This window comes from Spirosoma spitsbergense DSM 19989 (genome assembly GCF_000374085.1).
GTDB lineage: Bacteria > Bacteroidota > Bacteroidia > Cytophagales > Spirosomataceae > Spirosoma > Spirosoma spitsbergense.
Genome location: NZ_KB893389.1, coordinates 18,062 through 36,632, shown reverse-complemented (window position 1 = coordinate 36,632; position 18,571 = coordinate 18,062). Strand labels below are relative to the sequence as shown.

The following is an 18,571-nucleotide window of genomic DNA, read 5'->3' as shown; positions in this document are numbered from 1 at the left end:
TAAAAAACCAGTACGTATGCAACGAATTGCCATGCTTGGGGGCGGTTTCATCGGTCGTTTTTATGCCGAATCGCTCCACGGCCAACGCAGCCGAGACCGTGTTGTCGCCATTTACGCCCGTCGGGAAGAAACGGCCAAAAAATTTGCCAACGACTATAGCTGTGCCATTTGGTCGACTGATATGGAAGCGGTTATCTCGCATTCCGATATCACGATGGTGTGCGTAGCTCTGCCCAACAATCTCCACGCTGCGGCCGTTGCGCTATGCGCCAAACACAGGAAAAATGTCATCTGTACCAAACCGCTGGGCCGCACTGCCGACGAAGCGCTGCATATGATGCAACTGGTGGAAGAAGCGGGTATTTTCGGTGGTTATCTCGAAGATTTGTGGTATTCGCCCAAGTTTCTGAAAGCCCTGGAAACGGTTAAGTCGGGGTCGCTTGGCCGAATTTTGTGGGCCAAATCCAGGGAAGCGCACCCCGGTCCGCACTCTAACTGGTTCTGGGACAAGGAGCAGGCGGGTGGCGGGTGTATGCTCGATCTGGGTTGTCACTGCGTCGAAATTGCCCGGAGTTTCATCGGTAAAGACGTTCGGCCCGTCGAGGTGATGTGCTGGGCTGCCACCCAGGTGAAGCCTATCGACGCCGAAGACCATGCCATTGCCCTGGTCAAATACGAAAACGGGGCCATTTGACAATTCGAGGTGAGCTGGGTGTTTCGGGGCGGTATGGACCTGCGCGACGAAGTGATGGGCACCGAGGGCACTATCTGGATCAACAATTTTTTGCGTACCGGCTTCGAGATGTACACCTCTGGCCGGCATTCCGGTGGCAAAGGGGCCGATTACGTGGCCGAAAAAGCCGAATCGAATTCCGGCTGGCTTTTTCCGGTGGGTGACGAAGTGAACGATTTAGGCTATAATCACATGTTTGCCGACATGTTTGATGCGTGCGAGAATGGCCGCGAACCCGCCGAAACCTTCTATGATGGCTATGTGGTCAATGCCATTCTGGACGCGGCTTATCGCTCGGCCGAAACGAAGCAGTGGGAGCCCATTAACCTGGCCGTTTGGCGGGGACAGGAAGGCCTGAGCGCCGAAAAAACGCTGACGGACTACGACGATCATTTTTACCTGATTAAAGAAGAAATCACCCACGATGGTCGGCACAAGCTGATTTTGAAAGATAAGGCAAACGGAAAAATCGTGGAGAAAGATCAGCCGAAAGAACCGGTTAGCCTTGACTAATGCCCGGTCTCGGCACCAGCCGTTACCGAATCTTCATACCCTCTAACTCTGACAGTTTATGAATCTGACTGGAAATACAACATCACCGACCGCTAACCAATACGATGCCATTGTGATTGGCTCCGGTATAAGCGGAGGCTGGGCCGCTAAAGAGTTGACCCAGAAAGGGTTGAAGACAATGGTGCTGGAACGCGGGCGACCCGTTGAACACGTTAAAGACTATCCGACCACGATGTCGAGTCCGTGGGAGATGGCCCACCGGGGCCGCTACCCGCTGGAGGTACTGGAAAAAAGCCCGATACAGGCCAAAGTGGCTTACGCCTTCAATGAGTATTCCGGGCAATTTTTTATCCGCGATACTGATCACCCCTACCAGCAGACCAAACCCTTCGACTGGATTCGGGGCTATCAGGTGGGGGGTAAATCGCTGTCGTGGGCGCGCTGGACGCAACGCTGGGCACCGTTCAATTTTGAGGATAATCTCAAAGACGGTCACGGCGCAGACTGGCCCATTCGTTACCCGGATTTAGCGCCCTGGTACAGCTACGTCGAGAAATTTGCCGGTATCAGTGGCAATCGGGATGGCTTATCGACGCTGCCCGACGGTGAATTTTTACCACCCTTCGAGATGAGCTGCATCGAAAAAAGCGTTCGCGATGCCTGGAAAAAAGAATACGCCGATCGTCACCTCATCATTAGCCGCACCGCCAATCTGAGCAAAGCACAGCCTGTTCATCTGGCACTGGGCCGGGCCGACTGTCAGTCGCGCAACTGGTGCGGGCGGGGATGTCTGTACGGAGCCTACTTCAGCAGCAATGCGGCTACGCTGCCCGCAGCCGCCAAAACAGGCAAGCTGACCATTCGGCCGTTTTCAGTAGTTCATTCCATCATCTACGATGAGCGAAAGAAAAAAGCAACCGGCGTTCGGGTGATCGACACCAACACGAAGGAAATGACCGAGTACTACGCCCGGATTATTTTCGTGAATGCGGCAACGCTCAATTCAACGCTGATTTTACTCAACTCGACCTCGCACCGGTTTCCAAACGGGCTGGGGAACGATAGTGGCGTGTTGGGTCATTACCTGATGGACCATAACTACCGGGGGCGGGTGAGTGGCGTGTATGACGGTTCTGACCTGGACGACAAATACTATTACGGTCGGCGACCCACCGGTACCTATGTGCCCCGTTTCCGTAACGTGCTGGATGATAAACAGACCGATTTTGTGCGTGGCTACGCCTATGCCTGTGGAGGCCAACGGGCCGGTTGGGAGCGAGGGCGCGGCAAGGAAGGGTTCGGGGCCGATTTCAAGGAATCGCTCACAACGCCCGGCGGGTGGTCGTTCAGTATGACAGCGATGGGCGAGATGCTGCCCCGCTATGAAAACCACGTCCGGCTAAACCAGACGAACAAAGATCAGTGGGGTATGCCGACGCTGGATATCGACTGCGCCTGGAGCGATAATGAAGATAAGATGACGCAGGACGCCATAACCCAGGCCAAAGCGATGATGGAAGCTGCGGGCATCCGGGTAACGGCGGCTATCGACAACCACCAGAATCCCGGTCTGGCCATCCACGAAATGGGCACGGCACGGATGGGGCATGACCCTAAAACGTCGATGCTCAACAAATGGAATCAGCTTCATGCCGTAAAGAACGTCTTCGTAACGGACGGGGCCAGCATGGCTTCGTCGGCCTGCCAGAACCCATCACTGACCTACATGGCCCTCACCGCCCGCGCTGTCGATTATGCCGTTCGGGAAGGGAAGAAGGGGGATTTGTGAGTGGAGGGCGTTTAACTGAACGTCAACAGGGATGTAGCGAAGATATGAATTGCATCAGTAGAGGTTTATACCTCACTGATTTAATCCGTAAAAAAAAGGGCTGAGCAAGTTTCTGGCTCTAGCCTACGTCTGGTACGTAATCAGCTCAATGTTAAATCCTCTCTTAAGATAGGCCCAGGGCGTTAATCAGGTTAAAAAATTACTACAAGCTAAATTTGCATCTACTCAGCCACTCGCAATGAACGGGCAGCACTCTTTCCTGGAACCGGTAGTAAATTAGCTGACCAAACCAGTCATCTTCAGAACAGCCAAGCCAATGCTACGGACTTTGAGTCAGCTTTATTTAACGCTTGTCCCATTCTTGGCGGCTCTCCTCGCCTTTACGATTGGCCACACCAGCTATACCATCTATCTGCCAATCTGGATGATCCATGTCTGTCTGATGCTACTGGCAGCTTGGGTACTGAGTTCGAAGGCCCTTCCAAGCCAGGATGAGGACACTAAACAATTGGTGATATGCGCTTATTTGTTCGTGATCCCCTGGGTATTTATTGCCTTGTTTGGGGGCATGGGTCCGCCACCAGCTACGGCGGAAGGCTGGGTAGCTACCGCTATTGAACAGCAGGTCCGTTATGCTATTCTGCTAGGCAGTGGTGTGTTCTTCACACTTGGCTTTGCTTTATTGAGAAATCAATTGAAACGGACTGGCTAGGATTTATATTCCCAACTGGGCTTGCTGCTAGTCCTGCTGGCAATGCCTTTATTTATGCTCAACATGATCTATTGGGGTAGTTATTTGACGGAGTCATTTAAGCTGTTCGTTGACGCGGCTTCCCCGAAACGGCCGGACTGGTACTTACCCCTTCGCGCCCTGTTTGCCTGGATTAGCTCCATTGAAGTGGCATTAATCTACCTGGCCACAGCTTCTTTTGCCGTATCTCTGGGACGCGTAGGGTGGTTAAAGCCAATGGCTTGCCGAGTCTATATAGGAATGAACTTGCTCGGTTTTTTTCTGTGTGTATTGCCTTCATTCTCCATTGAGCCACTTACCATTGCTGGTTATGCGGTATCGATTCCGGCTATTCCTTTTGTCATGCCCTTTCTGATGGGCGTTAATTTATTACGACGAATTGGAAATGGAACATTGACTGGCCGCTAGAGATCAGGGGTACTATTTTTTAACGTTTGCGAAGGAGGTTTAACCCGGAATCGGAGAATTTATACCGAATGATGTCTATCACAATAATCTTTTAGCCGTACAAAAAGATGAGAATGCCTTCTCCAAACTTGTAGAAGCCGCAGTCTTTCGTAGAACTGGCTAGTAGCCGTAACTTTAGGGTTACCAACCAGATGATTGTGCGCTATGCTCAATGAAAACAAAAAATCCTGGATTTTAACCGGCTATGCGTTATTCGCTAAAGAAGGGTCCCCTAACCGGAGCGTTTCTGTACGTCACCAAACAAACCAGTGGTCTGCCCTGGAACGAGCTTCTGAGGCCGGTGGTCGTTATAACGTTTACGGCCATATTTTTAGATGGTGTTGCGCTTACCTGGTTCAGACAACTCTATAGTGAATCGTTCGAGGTCGCTTTACACGGAGCAGCCCTGATACTCTGGGGAGCCGGTTTGGGCTTGTTGTCTGCGTATTACCTCGATCAGAAAGTGCCCGGATGATAGATATTGACAGTAGCGATTGCCATTGGGCAGCCCCTACTGTCAGAGTAGATAACACCTATAATGGGAAATTGACACAAGCAGGGCTGAAGCACAAACTTCAGCTCTTTTGTATTTACTGAATCTGCTCCTTCGGCCAACTGTACTGCCGACTCATTTGTGGCTGCCCAAAGAAATACGGATGAAAACCGGGAAAAATCAGGACTATTCCGTTTTACCAGTAATGTCCCGGTGGCAAACTCTCCCTAATCGGCTATTCCCATGAAATTTCTGCTTCGGTTCAACGTCGGTAAAGTGCTGGGCGATGATTACATAGCCTGGACGTTTCAGTACGCCCACAAGGCCTACACGCTGCCAGGCTCTTTTACAGCGACTACGGTCAGGAAACCCGCTTCATAACGAACATGGTTCAACGAATTAGCTTGTTTTTCTGCATACTGGTTTCGTCGCGGCTGCTGGCTCAACCCTGCTCCGTCGTTGAGGTAGGTCCCAAAACCGACAACGCATTTCCTGTAGGCAGGGGCCAGGTTATTCTCCGGCTGATTACCTCCATCATAGTCTACTAAAAGCCAAAAAGTACGGGACCCTTATGCACAACGGCCTGTATACCCAGTCGATGCAGTACGGGTCATTGCCGATGGTGCTAAATACCGACCTTCTCTAAAATAAAAATACCAATCTGACTCGATTAAATAGCATGAAAAATTCCCAATTTGTCGTATTTCTACTGCTCTTTGTTAACCTGGCTGCCCATGACCAAACCTGGTACGTATCCGGCACGGGTAATGATACCAACGATGGGAAAACCGAAAAAACGGCATTCCGTAATCTGCAAAAGGCCGCCGATCTGGTGCAGCCCGGTGAAGTGGTTTTAATCGGAAACGGCATCTACACCAACTCCGATAAAGGAAACGGTAGCGCGGTTTTGAATATCACCCGGTCGGGGAAAGACGGAGCCTGGATTACCTGGAAAGCCCTGCCGGGTCAGCATCCCGAAATTCGCCCAACGGGCTGGGCTGGTATTCAGATTTCGGGGTCGTATCACATCTTCGACGGACTGCGGGTTATTGGCAGTAACGATTCGATTGTACTGCTGAAAGCACAGGAAGACGCCAGAAAGCCCAAACCTGACCCGTACTTCAATACCAACGGCATCTTCTTCAATGGCCGGGGTAAGAAACCAGATGAAAAGCCGCACCATCTAGTTATTCGGAACTGCGAAGTTGCCAAGTGCCCCGGTGGTGGGATTGTCGGCATTGAAATCGATTATTTTACGGTCGAAGACTGTCGGGTTTATAATAACGCCTGGTTTATGCGCTATGGTGGCTCGGGCATTACTACGCTCAACAACTGGGCGCATGACGATGCGCCGGGGTATCATGTGGTGATTCAGCGCAACTATGTGTGGAACAATAAAACGCTGGTGCCCTGGGAGCAAATCGGTAAACTCAGCGACGGTAATGGAATTATTCTCGATGTAACCGATCAGGAGCAGGGTCAGGGGGCCACTAACCCCAACGCTGACGCCGTCGTCAAACCAGACAGCACCAAGCCCGCTCCGGCTGCCAAACCCAAACGCCCGGAGTGGAAAGGCCGGGCACTGATTGCCGACAACATCAGCGCCTTCAACGGTGGGTCGGGGATTCACACATTTCGGACCCGGCACGTCGATATTATCAACAACACTACCTACTGGAACGGCGGTATTGTTGGCTACCCCGAACTGTTTGCCAACCGATCGACCGATGTGGTGATAATGAACAACATTATCACTCCCCGGCCTGCTGGCAAGGTAACCTCCAACAATCGGAACACTGATGTTAAGTGGGATTACAACCTATATCCAGTGGCGCAGAATGTTTTAGTGGGGACTAATGACATCATTGCCGACCCCAATTTTATCGACGTAGAAACTGATATAACGAAGGGTAATTTCCGGCTGACGAAGGATAGTAAAGGCCATAACACCGGCTCTGCTGCTGTGGCCCTGAAAACGGATATTACCGGCAAAGCACGGCCAAAGGGGCCGGGTCGGGACCGGGGTGCCTTTGAACAGTAAAACAAATTGGTCTGTCGGGTAGATTCGGCCAAAATCACCCTTATTTTACACCTGTAAAATTAGTAAGTACACGTCTGATTTATCTTTCTGTTGACTCGTCTCGTTGATCTTTTCAGTCACTTCATGTGTAACCCGTGCATTTGTTAACCGCTACCGATATCGAACTTTGGGAAGCCTTCAGGCAAGGTGATAGGCAGGCGTATACGATCCTGATGGAACGGCATTATCGGCCGCTCTATAGCTACGGTACAAAACTTGTCTTCGATAAGGAATTAGTGAAAGACTGCATCCAGGAAGTCTTTCTGGAGTTATGGCACCGTCGGGTTGCGATTGGCAGCGCCGAGTCGCCCCGGTTCTATATGCTACGGGCATTACAGCGTAAAATCCACCGGGCTATACACCGTAATCGCCTGTTATACAACGCAGAAATTATTAATCCAGATACCAGTTTTAGTGTAGAGTTCAGCATCGAAGCGGACCTTATCAGCCGTCAGGAGCAGGCAGAAAAGGCCAGGCAGTTAGCCGCGTTAGTTGAGACATTATCGCCCCGGCAAAAACAACTCATTTACCTGCGGTTCTACCAGGACCTGGATTTCGATGAGATTGCGGAGCTGATGCAACTCAACCGCCAATCGGTCTATAACCTACTCCGGGAATCCCTGTTGCGGCTTCGCAAAAACTGGCAGGGTACCCTTTTGCCTGCGCTGGTGGCACTTCTAGAGGCTAACGCCTAACTTCCTTGACGTGAAAATTCCTTACTGAGTTGCTGGCCGCGCTACAGCGGCTATTTCACTGCGTGAAAAAGTTAAAAAAAATCGCCGTAAAGTTCAGTAGTTATTCAGAAAAGGTGTGTCTCCCCACTTGAGACCCTTTTTTTATGAAGTCCTACGAAACCTACGAGATTGCTGACTTTTTGCTTGACAATGAGTTTGTCGCCTGGGTAAAACACCCAACCCGCGAATCAGATTCGTTCTGGCAGCAATGGCAGTTGATGCACCCGACCCGGGCTGTAGTTTTGCAGGAGGCCCGCTACTGGGTTGCGAACCTGGCTGTAAACGAACAACTCCCAGCCGATCAGGCCGTTCGGCTTGCGGTAGCCAGGGTGCAGGCGCAGCTTTCCGAAGACCATTTGCCCTTTTCTAATTCTGCCAGTCGCCATTGGTTGGTATCTGCCTGGCGAATAGCAGCCGCCATTCTGGTTGTACTGGGCATTGGCTGGTACGGATTGTCCGTAAACAGATCGACTTCTGATCTGGCAGCTCTCCCCGAAAAAACCAATGACTCGCTGTCGAGGGAAAATCGTACAGAACGCCCGCTATCCGTTAAACTGCCCGATGGGAGCCGCGTAGTGCTGGCACCAAACAGCCGGGTATTATTTCCCGCGCAGTTTGGCCGACAGGTACGGGACGTAAAACTAACGGGCGATGCCTTTTTCGAGGTCGTCCGCCAACCCCTTCGGCCTTTTATCGTTCATGCCGGTGACGTTAATGTAAAAGTACTGGGAACCAGCTTTGACGTGCGTACTTCAGGGCGTAATGGCGAAGTGAACGTAGTTGTAAAAACGGGTAAAGTGGCCGTATCAAAAGCCACTGGCGTACCCAGCTCAGACCAGACGGCAGTTCTACTTATTCCTAACCAGCAGGTGACGTTCTCAGCGCAGGATAATGTCTTTCGCAAAACCCTCGTGGAAGCTCCGGTTTTAGTCAATCAGAAAAGCCAGGAAACCGACTTCGTCTTTGAAGAAACCCCCATTGCCGATGTGTTTGATAAGCTACAAACAGCCTACGGTATTCAGATTGATTTTGATCGGGAGAAGCTGAAGCATTGTACACTTACGGCACGGCTGACGAATGAGTCGATGTACAAAAAACTCAACCTTGTTTGCCAGGCGATTGGTGGTACGCACGAAACGGTAGGAACAACGATTGTCATTCACGCAGAAAGTTGTAATCAATAAGCACACGCACTAAAGCCCTGATAATCTATGCAGTAAACATCTTGATCAAGTAAAAGAGCCGATAGTGGTTCCAGCACTATCGGCTCCGAACTGCCTCCGCGACTGGCCAAAACCAGCAGTTGTCGCCAGGGTGCTCTTGTCTATTCCTAAACAAAAACAAACAAAACTATGCCAAACCCTTTGACCGTCCAAATTTGGAATGTTATGTCATTAACAGTCCGTCAATTTTGCTTTGCGATGGTATTCGCTGGAATTGCTCACGCGGGTAATTCCAACGCACAGGATCAGTTGAATACACGGGTCAACATCCAGTGCCGAAATCAATCGTTAAAAAGTGTGTTGCGCCTGCTTGAAAAAAGCACGTCGGCTCAGTTTATCTATAGTGCCCAGCGCATTCGCGCCGACCGAAAAATTAGTGTGGAAGCGCACGATGAAAAGTTGGGTACTGTACTGGACCGACTCCTGAAACCGCTGTCTATTACATACAGCATCTCAGATCAGCAGATTGTCCTGAGTATGCTTGACGAAACCGGTTTATTGCCCGAAACAAAGCTGCCTGGGTTAGCCAATCTGGCGGGTACTCTCGCCCCGGCCGACGAAATCATTACCGGAACCGTCACTGACGATGCTGGCCAGGTGCTGCCGGGGGTAAGTATCGTGGTGAAAGGGACCACCAAAGGCACCAATACCGACGGCAGCGGCAACTACCGTATCAGTATTCCCGATCGCAATGGTGCATCGCAAATGACTATTCTGGTGTTTTCTTTCGTGGGATATGCCTCGCAGGAAGAAACAGTAGGAAGCCGCTCTACTATCAATGTCACGTTGAAGGCCGATGATAAAACATTGAATGAGGTGGTGGTGGTAGGTTACGGTACGCAGTCCCGGCGTAATGTAACGGGGTCGGTCGCCAAGGTGGACCTGAAACAAACCGAGAACCTGCCCAACACGAATATTTCGCAGGCGTTGCGGGGACGCGTAGCGGGGGTGCAGTTTGTCGATAATGGCCGACCAGGCCAGGGTGGAACGATTCTGGTGCGTGGACAACGTTCCATTACGGCCTCCAACGATCCCCTGATTATTCTCGACGGAATTTTCTTCAATGGGAGCCTGGCCGACATAAACCCCAATGATATCGAGTCGATGGAGATCCTGAAAGATGCCAGTGCGGCCGCTATTTACGGCTCACGGGCCGCCAATGGCGTTATTCTGGTCAACTCCCGACGTGGCACTACCGATAAGCCCACCATTCGGCTAAGTACTTACGCAGGTTTATCGGACATGAGTTACCGGCTAAAACTACTGAGTCCTGATCGCTACGTGCAGCGTCTGCTGGATTTTCGGAAGCAGAACGGGCAAACGTCCGATCCGACTCAGGTAGCCAGTTACCTACAAAACTCGGAGGTAGATAATTACAAGAATGGTCAGAGTGTCGATCCGCTGGATGTGATCTCGCAGCAAGGGTCAGTTCAATCGTATAACCTGAGTATTTCGGGCCGTACCGAGCGGACGAGTTACCTGTTTTCAGGGGCACAGGTTTATGAGAAAGGCTTGATTTACAATGATAATGCCACCCGGACTTCCTTGCGGCTCAACCTGGAAAATACCATCAGTCCGTGGTTGAGGATTGGGGTCAGCTCGCTGTACGCCAAACGGAATCTGTCGGGCCAGGAGGCCGATCTGTTCGGTGGCTATTATCTGAGTCCATATGGAAAGTTGTACTACGATGCCGCTAAAACGGACTTGGTGCCTTACCCGTCCGACGATCAGTTGTCCTTCAATCCGCTGTTTTATGCCCAATTGAATAAGAACGAAGAAATTAACCATAACCTGTTTGCGAATTTCTATGCTATCGTCGATGCCCCGTTTTTGAAAGGACTAAACTACCGGGTCAATTACTCGCCTAACTATCGCTGGGAGCATAATTATAACTCGTCTCCCATTTACCAGCGCAATGGCCTCAATAACAGAGGGACGGCCAGTAAGTATAACCGGGAAGATTTGGACTGGGTGCTGGAAAACATCCTGACCTATTCTAAACAGATAAATAACAACCACAGTATCGACGTAACGGCTCTGTATGGGCGTAATCACCGGGGTTGGGAATCCACAATGGCCAGTGGTGCCACGTTTTTCACCGATGTGCTAAGCTGGAATAGCCTTAATCTGGCGCAGGTGCAACAAACTGTTTCCAACGCGCAGGCGCAGGAAGGTATTTCGTCCATGCTACGGGTGAATTACCGGTTTATGGATCGCTACCTACTGACCCTGACTGCCCGTCGGGATGGCACCTCCGTTTTTGGTACTAACCAGAAATTTGGTACGTTCCCGTCGGCGGCTCTGGCCTGGGTAGCCTCGGATGAGCCATTTATCAAATCGCTCTCATTCGTCAACCTGCTTAAACTCCGGCTTTCGTATGGTTCGGTAGGTAATCAGGCCATCAACCCTTACCAGTCACTGAGCCGGGGCAGTACGGTTCAATACGTATTTGGTGACGGAGGTCCTACCAGTACCGGGGTTTATACGGCCTCGATGGAAAATTCCAACCTGACCTGGGAAACAACGACCTCTACGAATATTGCCATGGATTTCGACCTGTTCAAAGGGCGCCTTGGCGGTACTGTCGAGTATTATAATCTCAATACCAAAGACCTGTTGCTGTACCGGCAACTGCCCAGCCCGACGGGTTTTGCCGGGGTAACCACTAACCTGGGCGCTACCAACAATAAAGGCTTTGAGTTATCGCTGAATTCGACCAACTTCCGTCAGGGTAAGTTTGAGTGGAACAGCAACGTGGTTTTCTCTAGGAATCGTAACCGCATTACCCATCTTTACGGTAGTGATACTAATGGCGACGGCAAAGAAGATGATGACCTGGGCAATCGCTGGTTTATCGGTCAGCCCATCAGCGTTAACTATGACTACACGCTTGACGGCGTTTATCAGGCCAATGATGCCTTGCCAGCGGGTTACAAAGCGGGTTTCTATCGAATAAAAGATATCAATGGGGATGGCAAAATCGACCCCGCAGACCGGAGTGTCATCAGCCAGCAGCAGCCCAAATATCGCTGGGGGGTCGGCAACACACTCCGTTATGGCAATCTATCGCTGACGGTCTTCATCAACGCCATGCAGGGCTGGTCGCAGGCGTTGCCGTTGCTGGAAACGAACGGCAACTACAATTATCCGTCACGCTCATTCAATGGCCTGGACGCCGACTGGTGGACACCCGAGAATAAGTCCAATACCCGCCCGTCCTTAACCTATACCAATCCCGTTGGCCACGGCTATTACCAAAGCCGGGATTTTATCCGGATTCAGGATGTAAACCTGACCTATCAGTTTCCGTCGGCCCTGGTGAAATCATTGAAACTTGGTACGTTGAGCGCGTATGTCAGTGGCAAAAATCTGTACACATTCACAAACTGGGTTGGCTTTGACCCTGAAGTTGGGGTAAACACGACCGATCCCCGGCGAAGTTACCCACTGGCCCGAACGGTTACGGCAGGTATCAATTTGAGTTTCTAAACCAACGAGTAAGCGTGCTATCGTACACTTACTTATTCATAAATCATTGACTCCATGAATTATTCCTTTTTCAACCCGATTTTCAAGACTCTCCGGAGAGGGTTTTGGCTGATTGCCCTACTGGGACTACCCATTGCCTGTAAAGACGATGTACTTACCGAAGTGCCCAAAGATTTCCTGTCGCCACAGGCCGTGTTGGTTAACAAGACGGGGTTCGATACCTACATCACCTCACTGCACGCCGGACTACGGGAGGCCTATTTTCTGAACGACAACGTGGGTGATGGTACCAACATCTGGGATTTTCAGATTGGTACCGATGTGGGCGGTACCGGCGACCCGGCCCAGAATATGTTTAAAGACTATCGAATCTGGCTTACCCCTACCTTAGCCGCTGTCAACTACCATTGGGAGTGGGCGTACCAGACCATTATTCCCCGCGCCAATACGATTATCGACTACGCCAGCCGACCCACGGCAGTCTGGAAAGATGAGGTTGAGAAAAACGCGGCTATTGCCGAAGCACGATTTTTTCGGGCCTATGCCTACAATGTGCTGGCCAATCTATACGGCGACGTACCCATAGTGGATAAGGTAGCAACCCAGCCCGTGCTCGATTTCGTGCGTAAACCTCGTAAAGAGGTGTACAACTTTGCCGTAGCTGATCTGGAGTTTGCCTCGCAGTGGTTACCCAAAAGTACCTCGCAGGATGGCCGGATTGTGAAAGCTGCCGCCGATCACCTGCTGGCCGAGCTTTATATCAGTACCGGTAACTACGATAAAGCCATTGCCAGTGCTTCGGCGGTCATTAACGATGGGCAGTACCAGTTGATGACCACCCGTTTTGGCAAATACGCGACCCAGCCGGGCGATGTGTTCTCCGATTTATTCAAAGACAATAACCAGAACCGTGCTACGTCGGGCAATAAAGAAACCATCTGGACACTCCAGTTCGATTATCAGACACCGGGCGGAATTCCGAAGGTGGGTGGTGGGAATGGTATGATTCGGGCGTGGGGACCGCGTTACTTCGCCATCAAAGACCCGGACGGCAAAACGGCAATGGCCGTGGTTGATAGTTTAGGCCGACCAGTTGGCTGGTATCGGCCCACGAACTATTTCAACTATACCATCTGGGCAGACAAGTCAGATATGCGCAACTCGTCCTATAATATACGGCGGGATTTCTTCTACAATGAACCAACGTCCAAATACTTCAGGCAGAAGGTAAACCCGGCTACGGCCAAAGACATTGACACGCTGTACTGGTACTACCCATACATTCGTAAAATTGAGGGTGAAGCCCTGGCCGGAGCCACCTATGGCCGAACATTCAAGGAACACTACCTGATGCGGTTGGCCGAAACGTACTTATATCGGGCAGAAGCCTATTTACTCAAAGGTGATACGCAAAAGGCGTTGGATGATATTAACGTGATACGGAACCGGGCGAAAGCCAAACCGGCAACCCTGGCAGACGTCTCTCTCGACTACATTCTGGATGAGCGGGCACGCGAACTGATGCTGGAAGAACTTCGGCGGCTGACGCTGAGTCGGATGGGGAAATTAGTGGAGCGGGTAAAGAAATATAATTCGAGAAGCGGCCCTACTATTCAGCCCCAGCACGCGCTGTTTCCAATCCCACAAAAGTTCATTGACGCTAACCTAAACGCGAAAGTTGAACAGAATCCGGGATATTGAGCGAAATCAACTGTTTTACGTTTAACGGCACCCGTTTCTATTGTCTGCGGTTTCCGGTTGCCAATGTTCTCCGTATCCAAATTACTAAACTAACTTCTTATGTCAGACCAAACTAACCGGCGTGATTTTTTGCGCACGGCTTCCGTAGCCGGTACCAGCCTCCTGCTTTCTCCCTCACTGTCGGCCGGGAGTTTCTTCACTGGCTCACCTAATGATAAAGTCGTCATCGGGGTGATGGGTACCCACAGCCGGGGCGAGTTTCTGGCCAGAACCTTCGCCAAATTGCCCAACGTTGAGGTTGGCTATATCTGTGATGTCGACCAGAACGTACTGAATAAAACCATCGCCGATATCGAGAAAATTACGGGTAAAAAACCCCAGGGCTTTACAGATATTCGCAAACTGCTGGAGAAGAAAGACTTCGACGCGCTGGCCATTGCTGCCCCTGATCACTGGCACGCGCCCGCCACTATTATGGGCTGTCAGGCGGGTAAACACGTCTACGTTGAGAAGCCGTGCAGCCACAACCCCCACGAGGGCGAAATGGCCATAGAAGCCGCCAGCAAGTACAAACGTCTGGTGCAGATGGGTAGTCAGCGCCGGTCGTTTTCTAACGTTCAGGCCCTGGTTGCCGACCTGCGGGCGGGAGCCATTGGCCGACCCTATTTTGCCCGTGGCTGGTACACCAACTGGCGACCCAGCATCGGCACCGGTAAAGAAGTGGCGGTACCCGCTAATCTCAACTACGACCTCTGGCAGGGACCGGCTCCGCGTCAGCCCTACAAAGACAACCTGATTCACTACAACTGGCACTGGCTCTGGAACTGGGGCACCGGCGAAGCCCTCAACAACGGCACCCACGAAATCGACGTGATGCGCTGGGGGCTGGATGTCGATTATCCGACCAAAGTAGTATCGGGTGGGGGACGGTTTGCGTTTCAGGACGACTGGCAAACACCCGACACCCAGACCATTACGGCTAACTTTGCCAACAATACGGCCATGACCTGGGAGGGGCGTTCGTGCAACGGCTATAACTCCGAAGGATATGGCCGGGGCGTCATCTTCTACGGCACAACCGGTACCCTGGTGTATCCCGGTGCCAACAGTTACACCATCCATGACCAGAAGGGCAAAGTCGTGAAAGACGTGAAAGACGACATTATCGCTGATCCAACCAACCCCGTTAGCCCTACTGAAAAGCTGGACGCTACGCACCTCCTAAACTTCGTGAGCTCGATCCGGGGAGATGCGAAACTAACCGCCGACATTTTGACGGGCCACAAATCGACCGTGATTGCGCACCTGGGCAATATTTCGCAGCGCGTCGGTCGGGCGTTGGTTTGCGACCCGCAGAATGGCCACATTCAAAACGACAAAGAAGCGATGCAACTCTGGGGCCGCGAATACGATAAAGGCTGGCAGGTGCGCGTGTAAGTTTGTAGTAGATATCAGCAGTATGAGCTTTACACAAGTAGCCATACTGTATTCATATTTCGTTTATCAGGGGGGAATTTGCCAGTCAAAAACTTCACCCGGTAAACGAAATACGCTTTATTGCTCTCCCCAAAAACCAATGAAAAAAAACCTGTTCCCCCTGCTTCTCTTCCTGGCACTCACCCCGGCCATTGCCCAAAAGGGCTTACAGAAACCCGGTATGGTGTCGTACACGTTCCGCAATAGCCTGCAAAAGAATATGGCAGCCACTCTCGATACGATCAAATCGCTGGGTGTGACCGACATGGAGTTTTCGAACCTGTTCGGTAAAACGGCGGCCGATATCCGCAAACTGCTTGATGAGCGCGGCATGAAATGCTCGTCGTTTGGTGTGAGCTATGGCGACGCGCTCGATAAAACGGCCGAGGTTGGCCAAAATGCCAAAACCCTCGGCGCCAGTTTTGTGCGGGTAGCCTGGGTGCCACATCAGGGAGCTTTTACGCTCGATATGGCTAAGAAAACCGTGGCTGATTTTAATCAGATTGGCCAGAAACTAAAAGACGACTTTGGTCTTACGTTCTGCTACCACAACCACGGGTACGAGTTTGAACCTTACGAAAACGGCACCCTGTACGACTACATCGTGCAAAACACCAACCCGCAGTATGTAAGCTTCGAGATGGATATCCTGTGGACGTTTTTTCCGGGTGCTGACCCCGTGGCGCTGCTCAAAAAATATCCGAAACGCTATAAGCTCATGCACCTCAAAGACCTGCGCAAGGGCGTAACGGGTAACCTTTCGGGCGGTACGCCGGTGGTGAATGATGTAGCGCTCGGCACCGGTCAGATCAACATCCCGGCGATTCTGAAAGCAGCCAAAAAATCGGGCATCGAGCATTATTACATCGAAGACGAAAGCCCGAGTTATGCCACCCAGGTGCCGCAGACGATTGCGTATCTGAAAATCCTGAAATAAGGAAAGAACAAGCGCTTATGCCGGTTTTTGTCTTATGATTTACGCAGCATCGGGCTTAAATTCGGTGCTGTTTATTCGTAGTAGCATTAGCATTGGTGTGTGCTTACTAATTGCTGCCCGTTGATGGAGCCTTACGCTATTTCTTCCCTAAAAGACCACATTTGCGTCTATTTTTTCTGCGTATATTTACATCTTTCGGGGTTCATAGCGTATGAAAAATCAACTCACTCCCGCCGAACATACTTTACTTTGGGACACGTTTCGCAGGGGAGATCGGGAGGCCTTCTCGCAACTGTATGAGTTATTTGCGGCCGGTTTATACCGATATGGTTATAATTTGGTACGCAACCGGCAGGTGGTGGAAGATTGTCTGCACGAACTTTTTCTGCATATTCATGAAAAGCGGGAGAAACTGGGGCCAACCGACAATATTAAATTCTACCTGTTTCGGGCATTACGTCGTCGGTTGCTGGATGCCATTGGTCGGTTGAACAAACTGGATTCTGACGAGTATCTGTTCGATAATGCTGAGTTTTTGATTGAGTCGCACGAGAGTAAAGTAGTGGAAGATGAACTGATCGAGGGGCAGAAAGCAGTGCTAATTGATGAACTGAATAAGTTGCCTAAACGCCAGAAGGAAATTCTGTATCTGGTGTATATGAAGGGGCTTACCTACCAGCAGGCGGCCGAGGTGATGGGTATTACCATGAAGAGTGTGTACAACACCATCAACACGGCCCTTACTACCTTGCGGGCCCATGTTCAGGCATCGCTTCAGCATCGAAACGTACTACTGAGCCTGCTTGGAATGGTGCTTACTCAATACATGAATAATTAATCAACCTAATACCGGGAAAACCGAACGGGTGGGATGTTTAACGAATGTAACAGTATGCTTTCCCGATGCATTATCCGACGTTTACAGTCGAAGATTTTTGTGAAGACCCGACATTTATCCATTGGGTTATGCGGCCAACGCCTGAGTTGAACCAGTTCTGGCAGGCATTTATGGCTCAGCACCCTCATAAAATAACGGATATCCAGATGGCTACCGACTACATAAAAACGATTCAGTTTCGCGAAATAGAACCGTCCGAAGCAGACCTTGCCCGACTTAAACAGCGGATATGGGATGATATCGACCATCCGGTCAAAGCCCTTCCTGTTGACCAGCAAAGTGGCCCGGGCCGGCTGGTCCCTGACTGGACGGTTCCGGACCAGTTAGTCAGGGACTATCCCGTCAGGGTTATCACCTGGTACCAGCGGCCCTACTGGGTTGCGGCTGCCATTTTACTCCTGGTTTCGTCGCTGGGCATTGTCTGGTGGCAGTACAACGCCGATTTCTCGTACCAGACGGCTTACGGCAAAATTCAGGAAATCCAGCTGGCTGACGGATCAGTAGTAACACTTAATGGAAACTCGACCCTGCGTGTGGCGAAGAATCTGGCCCAAAGCCCGGTTCGTGAGGTATGGCTTGACGGCGAAGGGTACTTCGACATTGCGAAGCGTAAAGGGGCTAAGTTTATTGTACACACGGCCGAAGCACAGATAGAAGTGCTGGGTACAGAGTTCGACGTAAACAGCCGCCGGGCGCAAACCAATGTGGTATTGCACGAAGGGAAAGTACAACTGACGGCCAATAATGCCCCACCCGTTGTAATGAAACCCGGCGATATGGCCATTGTAACTCCTCATAGGCCGCAGATTCAGCTAAAGCGGGTGCAACCCGCTCAGTACGATGCCTGGAAAGAATCGTACCTTGTGCTTGATGGTAAAACCCTGCCCGAAATCATAAACTCGCTGCAGGATACCTTCGGCGTGACCATCAGGCTGGGTGACAAACAATTGGCCGATAAAAAACTAAGCGGAAAACTACGGACCAGCGTCATCGAAGACTGCATCGATAACCTGGCACTGATTCTGGATGCCGACGTTCAGAAAGATGGTAGTACATATGTAATTAACCAATGAACTGTCGGATTTTCTGATAACGAGATTAAGGCAACAAAAAGGTCAGGTTCACACCTGACCTTTTTGTTATGGCTGATTACGCCGGAATAACCAATTGAGCGACTAACTCGCCCGATTCTGGTATCGGTAAAAAGATTTAAAGTTTAACCGAAAATAATCATAGAAAAAACGGGAAAAGCGTCACCCTGCTCTGTTTGACTATCAATAACAGCCCAGTCAATTATACGATTCCCG

Annotated in this window: 15 protein-coding genes and 1 pseudogene; all 16 read left to right on the top strand. The window is 50.9% G+C overall.

The window, feature by feature from the left end:
- The first annotated feature begins 16 nt into the window (after positions 1-16).
- The 16 genes and pseudogenes from B157_RS34160 to B157_RS0101855 all read left to right on the top strand — a co-directional run bounded on the left by B157_RS34160 (position 17) and on the right by B157_RS0101855 (position 18,337).
- Positions 17-1,246, top strand: a pseudogene (locus tag B157_RS34160) (Gfo/Idh/MocA family protein).
- A gap of 58 nt (positions 1,247-1,304) precedes the next feature.
- Positions 1,305-3,035, top strand: a complete 1,731-nt coding sequence (locus B157_RS0101925) for a GMC oxidoreductase (protein ID WP_020601692.1) — start codon at positions 1,305-1,307, stop codon at positions 3,033-3,035.
- Positions 3,036-3,396: 361 nt separating this feature from the next.
- Positions 3,397-3,747, top strand: a complete 351-nt coding sequence (locus B157_RS0101920; protein WP_157618271.1) for a hypothetical protein — start codon at positions 3,397-3,399, stop codon at positions 3,745-3,747.
- A gap of 42 nt (positions 3,748-3,789) precedes the next feature.
- On the top strand, positions 3,790-4,194 hold the full coding sequence (locus B157_RS0101915) for a hypothetical protein (protein ID WP_157618270.1): 405 nt from the start codon (positions 3,790-3,792) through the stop codon (positions 4,192-4,194).
- A gap of 244 nt (positions 4,195-4,438) precedes the next feature.
- Positions 4,439-4,708: a hypothetical protein gene (locus B157_RS0101910; RefSeq protein WP_020601689.1), complete on the top strand. Its 270-nt coding sequence runs from the start codon at positions 4,439-4,441 to the stop codon at positions 4,706-4,708.
- Between the two features lie 261 nt (positions 4,709-4,969).
- The gene (locus B157_RS37935; protein WP_020601688.1) at positions 4,970-5,107 is read left to right on the top strand and encodes a hypothetical protein; all 138 of its coding nucleotides are present in this window, start codon (positions 4,970-4,972) and stop codon (positions 5,105-5,107) included.
- 5 nt (positions 5,108-5,112) lie between these two features.
- Positions 5,113-5,274 (top strand): hypothetical protein, encoded by a 162-nt coding sequence (locus B157_RS37930; protein ID WP_020601687.1) that lies wholly within the window; start codon positions 5,113-5,115, stop codon positions 5,272-5,274.
- A gap of 131 nt (positions 5,275-5,405) precedes the next feature.
- Positions 5,406-6,767 carry a polysaccharide lyase domain-containing protein gene (locus B157_RS0101895; protein ID WP_020601686.1) on the top strand — a complete coding sequence of 454 codons (1,362 nt, stop codon included), beginning with the start codon at positions 5,406-5,408 and terminating at the stop codon, positions 6,765-6,767.
- Between the two features lie 134 nt (positions 6,768-6,901).
- A complete protein-coding gene (locus B157_RS0101890; RefSeq protein ID WP_026308416.1) occupies positions 6,902-7,501 on the top strand; it encodes an RNA polymerase sigma factor in 600 nt (199 codons plus the stop codon).
- Positions 7,502-7,644: 143 nt separating this feature from the next.
- Positions 7,645-8,724, top strand: coding sequence for a FecR family protein (locus tag B157_RS0101885; RefSeq protein WP_020601684.1), 1,080 nt, complete (start codon positions 7,645-7,647; stop codon positions 8,722-8,724).
- 237 nt (positions 8,725-8,961) lie between these two features.
- Positions 8,962-12,252: a TonB-dependent receptor gene (locus tag B157_RS0101880; RefSeq protein ID WP_020601683.1), complete on the top strand. Its 3,291-nt coding sequence runs from the start codon at positions 8,962-8,964 to the stop codon at positions 12,250-12,252.
- Positions 12,253-12,306: 54 nt separating this feature from the next.
- Positions 12,307-13,953 (top strand): RagB/SusD family nutrient uptake outer membrane protein, encoded by a 1,647-nt coding sequence (locus B157_RS0101875; protein ID WP_020601682.1) that lies wholly within the window; start codon positions 12,307-12,309, stop codon positions 13,951-13,953.
- A 99-nt stretch (positions 13,954-14,052) separates the two neighbouring features.
- Positions 14,053-15,390, top strand: coding sequence for a Gfo/Idh/MocA family protein (locus tag B157_RS0101870; RefSeq protein ID WP_020601681.1), 1,338 nt, complete (start codon positions 14,053-14,055; stop codon positions 15,388-15,390).
- 139 nt (positions 15,391-15,529) lie between these two features.
- Entirely contained in the window at positions 15,530-16,366 is an 837-nt protein-coding gene (locus tag B157_RS0101865) for a sugar phosphate isomerase/epimerase family protein (RefSeq protein ID WP_020601680.1), read from the top strand.
- A gap of 211 nt (positions 16,367-16,577) precedes the next feature.
- On the top strand, positions 16,578-17,204 hold the full coding sequence (locus tag B157_RS0101860) for an RNA polymerase sigma factor (RefSeq protein ID WP_020601679.1): 627 nt from the start codon (positions 16,578-16,580) through the stop codon (positions 17,202-17,204).
- A gap of 128 nt (positions 17,205-17,332) precedes the next feature.
- Positions 17,333-18,337: a FecR family protein gene (locus B157_RS0101855; protein WP_020601678.1), complete on the top strand. Its 1,005-nt coding sequence runs from the start codon at positions 17,333-17,335 to the stop codon at positions 18,335-18,337.
- The last annotated feature ends 234 nt before the right edge of the window (positions 18,338-18,571 follow it).

Bases quoted from the DNA above. Each gene is read 5' to 3' on its own strand.
- B157_RS0101925 (WP_020601692.1), top strand. From the start codon at position 1,305: ATGAATCTGACTGGAAATACAACATCACCGACCGCTAACCAATACGAT.
- B157_RS0101915 (WP_157618270.1), top strand. From the start codon at position 3,790: ATGCCTTTATTTATGCTCAACATGATCTATTGGGGTAGTTATTTGACG.
- B157_RS0101910 (WP_020601689.1), top strand. From the start codon at position 4,439: ATGCGTTATTCGCTAAAGAAGGGTCCCCTAACCGGAGCGTTTCTGTAC.
- B157_RS37935 (WP_020601688.1), top strand. From the start codon at position 4,970: ATGAAATTTCTGCTTCGGTTCAACGTCGGTAAAGTGCTGGGCGATGAT.
- B157_RS37930 (WP_020601687.1), top strand. From the start codon at position 5,113: ATGGTTCAACGAATTAGCTTGTTTTTCTGCATACTGGTTTCGTCGCGG.
- B157_RS0101895 (WP_020601686.1), top strand. From the start codon at position 5,406: ATGAAAAATTCCCAATTTGTCGTATTTCTACTGCTCTTTGTTAACCTG.
- B157_RS0101885 (WP_020601684.1), top strand. From the start codon at position 7,645: ATGAAGTCCTACGAAACCTACGAGATTGCTGACTTTTTGCTTGACAAT.
- B157_RS0101880 (WP_020601683.1), top strand. From the start codon at position 8,962: ATGGTATTCGCTGGAATTGCTCACGCGGGTAATTCCAACGCACAGGAT.
- B157_RS0101875 (WP_020601682.1), top strand. From the start codon at position 12,307: ATGAATTATTCCTTTTTCAACCCGATTTTCAAGACTCTCCGGAGAGGG.
- B157_RS0101870 (WP_020601681.1), top strand. From the start codon at position 14,053: ATGTCAGACCAAACTAACCGGCGTGATTTTTTGCGCACGGCTTCCGTA.
- B157_RS0101865 (WP_020601680.1), top strand. From the start codon at position 15,530: ATGAAAAAAAACCTGTTCCCCCTGCTTCTCTTCCTGGCACTCACCCCG.
- B157_RS0101860 (WP_020601679.1), top strand. From the start codon at position 16,578: ATGAAAAATCAACTCACTCCCGCCGAACATACTTTACTTTGGGACACG.
- B157_RS0101855 (WP_020601678.1), top strand. From the start codon at position 17,333: ATGCGGCCAACGCCTGAGTTGAACCAGTTCTGGCAGGCATTTATGGCT.